Source organism: Nocardioides sp. NPDC023903 (assembly GCF_040639295.1).
Lineage (GTDB): Bacteria > Actinomycetota > Actinomycetes > Propionibacteriales > Nocardioidaceae > Nocardioides.
Genome location: NZ_JBEZZS010000062.1, coordinates 1 through 11,025, shown reverse-complemented (window position 1 = coordinate 11,025; position 11,025 = coordinate 1). Strand labels below are relative to the sequence as shown.

General features: G+C 68.9%; 9 protein-coding genes and 1 rRNA gene. 7 read left to right on the top strand and 3 right to left on the bottom strand.

Annotated features, from left to right (window positions below):
• From aceE to AB0F44_RS29665, 7 genes are all read left to right on the top strand, one after another.
• On the top strand, positions 1-1,944 hold a 1,944-nt coding region (gene aceE, locus AB0F44_RS29695; RefSeq protein ID WP_357360899.1), incomplete at its 5' end, for a pyruvate dehydrogenase (acetyl-transferring), homodimeric type.
• 79 nt (positions 1,945-2,023) lie between these two features.
• Entirely contained in the window at positions 2,024-3,205 is a 1,182-nt protein-coding gene (locus tag AB0F44_RS29690) for a helix-turn-helix domain-containing protein (RefSeq protein WP_350665969.1), read from the top strand.
• A 94-nt stretch (positions 3,206-3,299) separates the two neighbouring features.
• On the top strand, positions 3,300-4,490 hold the full coding sequence (locus AB0F44_RS29685; protein WP_357360897.1) for an acyltransferase domain-containing protein: 1,191 nt from the start codon (positions 3,300-3,302) through the stop codon (positions 4,488-4,490).
• A complete protein-coding gene (locus tag AB0F44_RS29680) occupies positions 4,487-5,473 on the top strand; it encodes a beta-ketoacyl-ACP synthase III (RefSeq protein ID WP_357360895.1) in 987 nt (328 codons plus the stop codon). Before AB0F44_RS29685 ends, AB0F44_RS29680 begins: the two co-directional genes overlap by 4 nt.
• A gap of 54 nt (positions 5,474-5,527) precedes the next feature.
• Positions 5,528-5,779, top strand: coding sequence for an acyl carrier protein (locus AB0F44_RS29675; protein WP_091051955.1), 252 nt, complete (start codon positions 5,528-5,530; stop codon positions 5,777-5,779).
• A gap of 92 nt (positions 5,780-5,871) precedes the next feature.
• On the top strand, positions 5,872-7,140 hold the full coding sequence (locus AB0F44_RS29670) for a beta-ketoacyl-ACP synthase II (protein WP_357360893.1): 1,269 nt from the start codon (positions 5,872-5,874) through the stop codon (positions 7,138-7,140).
• The gene (locus AB0F44_RS29665; RefSeq protein WP_357360892.1) at positions 7,140-8,582 is read left to right on the top strand and encodes a carboxyl transferase domain-containing protein; all 1,443 of its coding nucleotides are present in this window, start codon (positions 7,140-7,142) and stop codon (positions 8,580-8,582) included. The genes AB0F44_RS29670 and AB0F44_RS29665 overlap by 1 nt, the downstream gene beginning before the upstream one ends.
• Before the next feature lie 91 nt (positions 8,583-8,673).
• Here the strand turns inward: AB0F44_RS29665 and AB0F44_RS29660 are convergent, their stop codons facing one another.
• The 3 genes from AB0F44_RS29660 to rrf form a co-directional block, all read right to left on the bottom strand.
• Positions 8,674-9,165, bottom strand: a complete 492-nt coding sequence (locus AB0F44_RS29660; protein ID WP_355019179.1) for a DUF3145 domain-containing protein — start codon at positions 9,163-9,165, stop codon at positions 8,674-8,676.
• Between the two features lie 242 nt (positions 9,166-9,407).
• Entirely contained in the window at positions 9,408-10,538 is a 1,131-nt protein-coding gene (locus AB0F44_RS29655) for a tetratricopeptide repeat protein (protein WP_357360890.1), read from the bottom strand.
• A 126-nt stretch (positions 10,539-10,664) separates the two neighbouring features.
• A 5S ribosomal RNA gene (gene rrf, locus AB0F44_RS29650) occupies positions 10,665-10,781 on the bottom strand.
• Positions 10,782-11,025 lie beyond the last annotated feature (244 nt).

Below are 11,025 nucleotides of genomic sequence, written 5' to 3'. Positions count from 1 at the left end.
TGCAACCTGCAGCAGCTCGACGGCCCGGTGACCGGCAACGGCAAGGTCATCCAGGAGCTGGAGTCCAACTTCCGCGGTGCCGGCTGGAACGTCATCAAGGTCATCTGGGGCCGCGAGTGGGACCAGCTGCTCGCCAAGGACGTCGACGGCGCCCTGGTCAACAAGATGAACTCCACCCCCGACGGCCAGTTCCAGACCTACTCGGTCGAGACCGGCGCCTATGTCCGGGAGAACTTCTTCGGCTCCGACCCGCGCCTGCGCAAGATGGTCGAGCAGATGAGCGACGAGCAGATCCGCAAGCTCCCCCGCGGTGGCCACGACTACCGCAAGGTCTACGCGGCCTTCGACGCGGCCACCAAGACCGTCGGGCAGCCGACCGTCATCCTGGCCCACACCATCAAGGGCTGGACGATCGACGCTCTGGAGGGCAAGAACGCCACCCACCAGATGAAGAAGCTGACCATGGCGGACTTGAAGAAGTTCCGCGACCGACTGCTCCTGCCGATCTCCGACAAGGAGCTCGAGGCGACCTACGAGCAGACCGGCGCGGCTCCGTTCTTCAACCCGGGTCCCGAGTCGGCCGAGATCGAATACATGATGGAGCGCCGCAAGCAGCTCGGCGGCCCGCTCCCCCAGCGCCGGGTCGAGTTCAAGCAGCTCACGCTGCCGGGCGAGAAGGTCTACGCCGAGCTCAAGCAGGGCTCCGGCAAGAACAAGATCGCCTCCACGATGGCCACCGTCCGGCTCCTCAAGGACTGGATGCGTGACCCGGAGATCGGCAAGCGCATCGTGCCGATCGCGCCCGACGAATACCGCACCTTCGGCATGGACGCGATGTTCCCGAGCGCGAAGGTCTACAACCCCGGCGGCCAGCAGTACGAGAGCGTCGACCGGAAGTTGTTGCTCTCCTACAAGGAGTCCGCGCAGGGCCAGCTCCTGCACGAGGGCATCTCCGAGGCGGGGGCGGTGGCTTCGGCGACCGCTGCAGGCACGGCGTACGCCACCCACGGCGAGCCGATGATCCCGTTCTACATCTTCTACTCGATGTTCGGGTTCCAGCGCACCGGCGACTCGATCTGGGCGATGGCCGACATGATGGGCCGCGGCTTCCTGGTCGGCGCCACCGCCGGTCGCACCACGCTGACCGGTGAGGGTCTCCAGCACGCCGACGGTCACTCCCCGCTGCTGGCGGCGACCAACCCGGCGGTCGTGCACTACGACCCGGCGTTCGCCTACGAGGTCTCCCACATCATGCAGAGCGGCCTCGAGCGGATGTACGGCACGTCCGAGGAGCACCCGCACGGCGAGAACGTCATCTTCTACCTGACCGTCTACAACGAGCCGGTGAGCCAGCCCAAGGAGCCGGAGGACGTCGACCTCGAGGGGATCCTCAAGGGCATCCACCAGGTCTCGACCGCCGAGGGTGAGGGCCCGAAGGTCCGCCTGCTCGCCTCCGGCGTCGGCTTCCCGTGGGTCGAGGAGGCTGCCCGCATCCTCGAGGAGGACTGGGGCGTCAAGGCCGACACCTGGTCGGTCACCTCTTGGAACGAGCTCGCCCGCGACGCCATCGACGCCGAGCAGTGGAGCCTCAACCACCCAGGTGAGACCCCGCGCACGCCGTACGTCACCGAGAAGCTCTCGGCGTCCAACGGCCCCGTCATCGCGGTCTCCGACTACATGCGGGCCGTCCCGCTGCAGATCGCCCGCTGGGTGCCCGACGACTACCGTGTCCTCGGCGCCGACGGGTTCGGCTTCGCCGACACCCGCCCGGCCGCGCGTCGCTTCTTCCAGATCGACGCCCAGTCCGTCGTCGTCCAGGCCCTCCAGGCCTTGGCCGAGGCCGGCGAGATCGACGCCGCGTTGGTGAAGAAGGCCTTCGACACCTACCGCATCGACGACCCGACGTCGACGAAGGGCATCATGCAGGAGGGCGGAGACGCCTGAGCGTCTGTCCGTCAGGTCGGGGGCTCGGAGCGTCTGTTCCGGGCCCCCGGCCGCATCTCCAGGTGGAAGGATCAGCAGTGTGACCAATCAGGCGAGCCTCGATACACGTCGACGGACGGCGACGGCGCTGCGGCGCGCGACCGGCCGGCTGGCGACGGCCGCCACGTCGCGGATGGACGACGCGATGCCGTGGTTCAAGGACCTCTCCGCGAAGAACCGCTCCCTCGTCGGCCTGATCGTCCAGGCGGGCATCAAGGAGTTCGTCGGCTGGTACGGCGGCGGCGCCTCCGCCGACACCGCCAAGCCCGACCTGGCCGCGTCGATGTTCGGCGTCGCGCCCCGTGCGCTGACCGGCATCATCACGCTCCAGCAGACCGTGGACCTCGTCCGCCTCTCCATCGAGGTGGTCGAGGCCAACATCGACCACCTCCTCGGGCCCGAGGACGCGGCCGACGTCCACGAGGCGATCGGCCGCTACGCCCGTGAGGTCGCCTTCGCGACGGCCGAGGTCTACGCCCGCGCCGCCGAGCAGCGCGGCGCCTGGGACGCCCGGCTCGAGGCGCTCGTGGTCGACGCGGTCCTGCGTGCCGAGACCGACGAGGTCGTCCTCTCCCGGGCCAGCGCGCTCGGCTGGGACGCCGACCTGCCGCTGTGCGCGGTGCTGGGCCACGCCCCCGACGGCGTCCGCCTCGACGCCGCCATGGAAGAGGTACGCCGCCGCGCCCGCGCCCACGACCTGCACACCCTGTGCGCGGTCCAGGGTGACCGCCTCGTCGCCCTGCTCGGCGGCATCGAGGACCCACTGGAGGCCGCCGAGCGCATCGCTGACCTCTTCGCTGACGGGCCCGTCGTGGTCGGACCCATGGCAGCCGGACTCGCCACCGCCGCCGAGTCCGCCCGGGCCGCGCTCTCGGCCTACCGAGCCGCGCCCGGCTGGCCCGACGCGCCCCGCCCGGCACGCAGCCAGTCGTTCCTTCCCGAGCGTGCACTTGCCGGCGACGCGTGGGCCCACCGCTACCTGATCGAGAATCTCTATCGACCGCTGGTGGAGGCCCGCAGCACCCTGATCGAGACACTGGCTGCGTACTTCGCCGCCGGAGGCGGGCTCGAGGCCACCGGTCGCACACTGTTCGTGCACCCCAACACCGTGCGCTACCGGCTCAAGCAGGTCGCCGAGCTCACCGGGTTCCTCCCGACCGACTCCCGCGACGCTCTCGCCCTGCAGGTCGCCCTGATTCTCGGCCGGCAACAGGACCACTGACCAGGCAAGTTGTAGAACCCCTACAAGATTGCGTGATAGATATTCGTTGCCGCTGAAGGTGAACCGACACCCCTCCAGACGGGACTATCGTTGCGTGCTCGTCATTGTCGCCCCAGGACAAGGTGCTCAGACACCAGGATTCCTCACCCCGTGGCTGGAGGACCCCGCTTTCGCCGCTCGTATGGAGTGGCTCTCAACCGTTGCAGGCATCGACCTGATCGACTACGGCACCAATGCCGACGCAGAGACCATCCGCGCCACCGAGATCGCCCAGCCGCTGCTGGTCGCCACCGGCCTGGTCGCGGCCCTCGAGCTCTTCCCGCAGCCCGCGGACGCCTTCGGCAAGATCGGTGCCGTCGCCGGCCACAGCGTCGGTGAGATCACCGCCGCCGCGGGCGCACGCGCGATCAGTGCCGAGCAGGCAATGGTGCTCGTACGCGAGCGGGGCAAGGCCATGGCCGAGGCCGCCGCGAAGACGCCGACCGGCATGACCGCGGTCCTCGGCGGCGTACGCGAGGAGGTGCTGGCCGCGATCGAGAAGCACGGCCTCACCCCCGCCAACGACAACGGCCCCGGCCAGATCGTCGCCGCGGGCACTCTCGAGCAGCTCGAGGCCTTCGCCGCCGATCCGCCCGCCAAAGCCAGGCTGATGCCGCTCAGCGTCGCCGGCGCCTTCCACACCAAGCACATGGAGCCCGCCGTCGGCCACCTCGCCCGGCTGGCCCAGAGCGTCTCGACCCACGACCCGCGTACGCGCCTGATCAGCAACAAGGACGGCCAGATCGTCCACGACGGCGCCAAGGCGCTGGACCGCATCGTCGGCCAGATCGCCAACCCGGTGCGCTGGGACCTCTGCCTCGACACCATGTCCGACATCGGCGTGACCGGCATCCTGGAGATGCCGCCGGCCGGCACCCTGACCGGGATCGCCAAGCGTGCCCTCAAGGGCGTCGAGACCTTCGCCCTGAAGACTCCCGACCAGCTCGACGACGCCCGCGCGTTCGTCGAGAAGCACGGAGAGGCCAACCCGATCGAGACCACGCCGACCTGGCGCATGGTCGTCTCCCCGTCCAAGGGCACCTTCAAGCTCTCCGAGACCGTGTCCGGAATCAACGTGATCCCGGCCGGCGCCGAGATCGGCGCCATCGCCAGCCTCCGTGACACGATTGCGATCACGTCCGCCCACGGCGGCGAGGTCATAGAGTGGCTCGTCGAGGACGGCGACCTCGTTTCCCCCGGTCAGCCGCTGCTGCGTCTGCACCCGACAGGAGTCCAGCACTCGTGATCTCAGCCCCGACAGGTTCACCGCACGCCCGCATCCTCGGCGTAGGCGGCTATCGCCCCACCCGGGTGGTCCCCAACAGCGAGATCGTCGACCTGATCGACTCCTCCGACGAGTGGATCCGCACCCGGTCCGGCATCACCGAGCGTCGCTGGGCGGGTGAGGAGGAGACCGTGCAGATGATGTCGGTCGCCGCCTCGCGCAAGGCTCTCGAGCACGCCAAGATCGGCATCGACCAGATCGACTGCGTCATCGTCGCCACGGTCAGCCACATGCGTCAGACCCCTGCGGTCGCCGCGCTGATCGCCGACGAGCTCGGTGCCGACAGCCCGGCCGCCTTCGACGTCTCGGCGGCCTGTGCCGGCTTCTGCCACGGCATCGCGATGGCCAGCGACTTCATCCGCGGCGGCAGCGCCCGGAACGTACTCGTCATCGGTGTCGAGCGCCTCTCCGACATCACGAACCCGCACGACCGTGGCACCGCCTTCATCTTCGCCGACGGCGCGGGCGCCGCGGTCGTCGGCCCGAGCGAGGAGCCCGGGATCGGCCCAGTCGTATGGGGTTCCTCCGGCGACAAAGCCAACCACATCCAGACCCCCGACTGGTTCGACGCGAACGAAGCCAAGGAGACGCCCTGGCTGACGATGGAGGGCAACGCTGTCTTCCGCTGGGCCTCCTTCGCGATGGCCAAGGTCGGTCAAGAGGCGCTCGAGAAGGCCGGCATCACCGCCGACGAGCTCGACTGCTTCGTCCCGCACCAGGCCAACATGCGCATCGTCGACGCCCTGGCCCGCTCCATGAAGCTTCCGGAGACGGTCAAGATCGCCCGCGACATCGCCACCATGGGCAACACCTCGGCCGCCTCGGTCCCGCTTGCCCTTGAGCGGATGATCGAGGAGGGTCAGGCTGAGTCGGGCGACACCGCCCTGCTGATCGCGTTCGGCGCCGGACTGGTCTACGCAGCCCAGGTCGTCGTCGTTCCGTAGTCCGGCACCACCCCAGAGTTTCAACACACAAAAATCCGAGAGGAAGCACCACATATGGCCACCACCGAAGAGATCCGCTCCGACCTCGCCGAGATCGTCAACGAGGTCGCCGGCATCGATGTCGCCGACGTTCAGCTCGACAAGTCCTTCGTCGATGACCTCGACGTCGACTCGCTGTCCATGGTCGAGGTCGTCGTCGCTGCCGAGGAGAAGTTCGGCGTATCCATCCCCGACGAGCAGGTCAAGAACCTCAAGACCGTTGGCGACGCAGTGAGCTTCATCGAGAAGGCTTCCGCGAACGCCTGACGCGCCCCGGCGGCTCGGCCAACCCTCCCAGGCCGAGCCGCCGGATCTGCTTCACCTGACCCAACGCGCCAAACACCTCACACGGAGACCACATGAGCAGCCGCACCCGAGTCGTCGTCACTGGATTGGGCACCACCAACCCGGTCGGCGGAGATGTAGCCACCACCTGGGATGCCTTGATCGCCGGCCGCTCCGGCATCCGCGAGCTCACCGAGGAGTGGGCCCAGGACCTTCCCGTACGCATCGCCGGCCGTGTCGCCGTCGAGCCGTCCGAGGTCCTGGAGAGGGTCAAGGCCCGACGCTTGGACCGCTCCGCCCAGTTCGCCGTGGTCGCCGCGGCCGAGGCCTGGAAGGACGCCGGCTTCGAGGGCACGGCCACCGAGGCCGGACTCGACGGTGAGCGGCTCGGTGTCGCTGTCGCCACCGGTATCGGCGGCGTCACCACCCTGCTCGACAACTACGACACGCTTCTGGCCAAGGGGCCGCGCCGCGTCAGCCCGCTGGCCGTCCCGATGCTGATGGCCAACGCCTCGGCAGCCAACATCTCGCTGATCTACGGCGCCCGCGCCGCGGCTCAGACCCCGATCTCCGCCTGTGCCTCCGGCTCCGAGGCGATCGCCCTGGCCGCCGACCAGATCCGTCTCGGCCGCGCCGACGTCGTACTCGCGGGCGGCACCGAGGCAGCGATCCACCCGCTGCCGATGGCCGCGTTCGCCAACATGATGGCCCTCTCCAAGACCGCCTCCGGCCCCGATGGTGGCGACCCGACCGCGGTCAGCCGCCCCTGGGACACCGGCCGTGACGGCTTCGTCCTCGGTGAGGGTGCCGGCATCGTGGTGCTCGAGACGCTCGAGCACGCCCAGGCCCGTGGCGCCCGGATCTACGCCGAGGTCCTCGGCGCCGGCGTGACCGCCGACGCTCACGACATCGCCCAGCCCGACCCGGAGGGTCGTGGCGGCAGCCGCGCCATCAAGCGCGCGCTCGAGGACGGCGACATCGACCCGAACACCATCGTCCACGTCAACGCCCACGCGACCTCGACCCCTCAGGGCGACATCGCCGAGGGCCTGATGCTCCACGCCACCCTCGGCAAGCAGGTCGAGAACGTCGTGGTCACGTCGACGAAGTCGATGACCGGCCACCTGCTCGGTGGCGCCGGAGCCCTCGAGACCGTCGCGACCGTCCTGGCGATCCACAACCGCCAGTCGCCGCCGACGATCAACCTCGACAACCTCGACCCCGCGGTCGAGCTCGACATCGCCACCAAGGCCCGCGACCTGCCCGTCGGCGACATCGCGGCCCTCAACAACTCCTTCGGTTTCGGTGGCGCGAACGTAGCGGTCGTCTACGGAAGCATCTGATGACCATCACGGTCCCCGCGCCCGCGAGGAAGCAGCAGAAGCTTCCTCGCGACCAGGATCCCCGGAACCCGCTGACCCGCCTCCGGGCGCTCTTCGACGAGGGGACCGTCGAGCTCATCTCCCCCGACGACAACTCCGGCATGCTGGCCGCCGTCGGCGAGGTGGACGGCACCCGGGCGGTCGCCTTCTGCTCGGACGCCACCGTCATGGGCGGTGCGATGGGCGACCTCGGCTGCCGTGTGGTCGTCGACGCCTACCACCGCGCGATGACGGACGGCAGCCCTATCATCGGCCTGTGGCACTCCGGCGGCGCCCGGCTCGCCGAGGGCGTACTCTCCCTGCACGCGGTCGGCCGCATCTTCCACGCGATGACGCAGGCCAGCGGCAAGATCCCGCAGATCTCCGTCGTCCTCGGCCCGGCTGCCGGCGGCGCTGCCTACGGTCCCGCCCTCACCGACGTCGTCATCCTCGGCCCCGAGGGCCGCATCTTCGTGACCGGTCCCGACGTCGTACGCTCCGTCACCGGTGAGGATGTCGACATGCTGCGCCTCGGTGGTCCCGAGCCGCACGGCCGCCGCTCCGGTGTGGTGCACATCCTCACCGAGTCCGAGCGCGAGGCGCTCGACAAGGCCCGCACGGTCACCTCCCTCCTCGGCTCCCAGGGCGGCCTCGACGTCGCCGCGGTCGAGGACAAGGACCTCGCCGTGCAGCTGCCCGAGTCGAAGAAGCGCGCCTACGACGTGCACCCGCTGGTCGAGAACATCCTTGACGAGGGCACCATGCAGGAGCTGCACGCTCGCTGGGCTCCCAACATCGTCACCGCGCTCGGTCGCTTCGGCGGCCGCACCGTCGGTGTCGTCGCCAACAACCCGCTGCGGCTCGGCGGTTGCCTCGACTCCCTCTCCGCCGAGAAGGCCTCCCGGTTCGTACGCCTCTGCGACGCCCTCGGCGTCCCGCTGATCGTCGTCGTCGACGTCCCCGGCTACCTGCCCGGCGTCGGCCAGGAGTGGGACGGAGTCGTACGCCGCGGCGCCAAGCTCCTGCACGCCTTCGGGGAGTGCGTGGTCCCCCGGGTCACCCTGGTGACCCGCAAGACCTACGGTGGCGCCTACATCGCCATGAACGCCCGCTCCCTCGGCGCGACGAAGGTCTTCGCCTGGCCGGGCGCTGAGGTCGCGGTGATGGGCCCTGTCGCCGCCATCCGCATCCTGCACCGCCGCAAGCTCGCCGAGGTCGCCCCCGACCTCCGTCCTCAGGTCGAGGCGGAGCTCGCGGCCGAACACGAGCGCCTGGCCGGCGGTGTGGACAAGGCTGTCGAGATCGGTGTCGTGGACGAAGTCATCGAGCCGTCGGCGACCCGCGGGGCGATCGCGGCCGCCTTCGAGGACGCGATCCAGACCGTCGGCGTACGCCGCGGTGCTCACGGCAACATCCCACTCTGACCGGCACCGGTCAGACACGGACTGAGGCCCCGGAGCTCACGCTCCGGGGCCTCAGTCTTCGTCAGCCGTGCTCTGCGGCCGACAGGGTCGCTCAGACGACCTGGTGCAGCCAGCGTACGGGGGCGCCCTCCCCCGCGTGACGGAACGTCTCCAGCTCGTCGTCCCAAGGCTTGCCGAGGAGCTTGTCGACCTCGAGCTCGAGCGTGGTGTCGCCGAGGGCGGCCTTGACCACCGCGGCCTTGAGCCGGTCCTCCGGGATCATGATGTCGCCGTGCATCCCGGTGACGGCGTGGAAGACGCCGAGGTCGGGAGTGAAGGAGTAGCGCGCACCCTCAGAGGTCGACGTGCCGTCCTCGGTGACCTCGAAGCGCAGGTGCGTCCATCCCTTCAGCGCCGACGCGATCGCCGCTGCGGAACCGACCGCACCGGACCAGAAGAGCTCGGCTCGGTAGGTGCCGGCCTGGGCGGGCTGCGCCGTCCAGTCGAAGTTCACCGGCACACCTAGCACCCCCGCGACGGCCCATTCGATGTGAGGGCAGAGCGCGGAGGGAGCCGAATGCACGAACACAACGCCTCGTGCGATGCCACGCGAGGCGCTCGGGTCCTTGATCTGAGTGGTCACCGAATATCTCCTTCGTTGCGGCGCGAGCTACGCCTTCCCCAGCGGGCTCAATCATGCGTGAAGGAACATTTCGGTGATCACACGGATGTAGTTGTGCGTCCATTCTTACCTACCGAGCCCAGGATCTCCAGTATCGGAGCAAAACGGCCAGTGGCGACCGGCACGGATGCCGATCGCCACTGATTGCTCGTTCTGAGGGGACGTCAGTCCCTCTCGACCGTCTTCTCGAGCGCCTCGGCCCGCGCCGCTGCGTCGGTGATCTCGTCGGAGTCGATCGCGTAGGTGCGGTGGAACCAGGTCAGCGCGTCCTTGTCCCGGCCGGCGTCCTGGAGCGTGTCGGCGTACGCGTAGCGCAGCCGCACCACCCATGCCTCGCGGCCCTTGTTGTTGAGCGGCGACTGTTCGAGGATCCGCAGCGCCGCGTCGAACTGGCCCATGTCCCGACGAGCGCCAGCCTCGACGATCGTCATCTCGGCCTTCGCCGGTGCCTCGAAGTTCACCACAGACGGGCTGTGCGCGAGCTTGATCGCCTGCTCGGGCTGGCCGAGCGCGCGGTGGCAGTCCGCCATGATCGGCAGGTACGCCGTCGCCCCATTCATCCGCTTGGCCGCACGCAACTCGGCGAGCGCCTCGGAGTAGTGGCCGGCAGCGTAAGCAGCCTCGCCCAGCGCCTCACGAATCACAGCGATCCGCTGCGTACGCGACTTGGCCGCCTTCGCGTGCTGGTAGGCCAGCTCGGGGTCGGAGTCGATGAACATGTCGGCAGCGACCAGGTGGCGGGCGATCCGCGCCGCCAGCTTCTCGGGCAGGCCGCGCAGCTGAGCCGAGATCGCGCGATCCAGCTCCTTGCCCGTCACCTCTTCGGGCAGCTCCGGACCGTCGTAGATCCGCTGATCCGCCGTACGCTCCTCGCGCGGCTCGTCGAAGCGGCGCTGCGGCTTGCCACCGGGCTTGCCGCCGCGGTCCTTGGAGTAACCGCCCTTGCGGTCGCTGGTGCCACCGCGCTTCGGGCCGTCAGAGCGCTTCGGGCCGTCAGAGCGGCCGCCTGCGCGAGGGCCGCTGCGTCCGGTCGACGGCTTGCTGTCGCGACGCTCGTCGCCTCCGCGGCCACCGTCACGACGCTGCTCGCCACCACGGCCAGCTCCGCCCTCGCGGCGATCGCTGCTCCGCCCGGCACCCGGCCGGCCGCCACTCGGTCGACCAGCGCTCGGCTTGCCGTCACCCGATCGGCCACCACGGCCACCGGTCGAGGATGAACTTGAACCTGAGCTCTTCGGACGCCCGGGGCGTCCAGCGGGCTTACCGCCTCTGTTGCTACGGCGCTCGTCAGCCATAGCTGCCTTCCTCACTGCTGCTTCCCGCAGCCGACTTCGAACGATCCGTGGACCATTCTTTGACAAACTCAGTGCCAGTAAAAGCAGTAGAGGCCGCCCCAAAGGGCGGCCTCTACCTGAAATTTTGTCCGGCGGCGTCCTACTCTCCCACAGCCTCTCGGTTGCAGTACCATCGGCGCTGAAGGGCTTGACTTCCGGGTTCGGGATGGGACCGGGTATTTCCCCTTCGCTATGGCCGCCGTAACTCTATCGACTCACCCCCGCACTCATCCGCCGGCGCTTTCGCTGCCGAGCAGAGCTGCTTGGGGTGGCCAAGCCATTGTTCAGTTCTAGCATTCGTTGCTAGTTGGTGTGGACGCGAACAGTCTCATCAAAGATGCAGTCTTCGATGGTTGTTGTTTTTGTTGAGGGTTTATGAAAGATAAGCCCTCGGCCTATTAGTACCGGTCGGCTGGGCATCACTGCTGTACACCTCCGGCCTATCAAC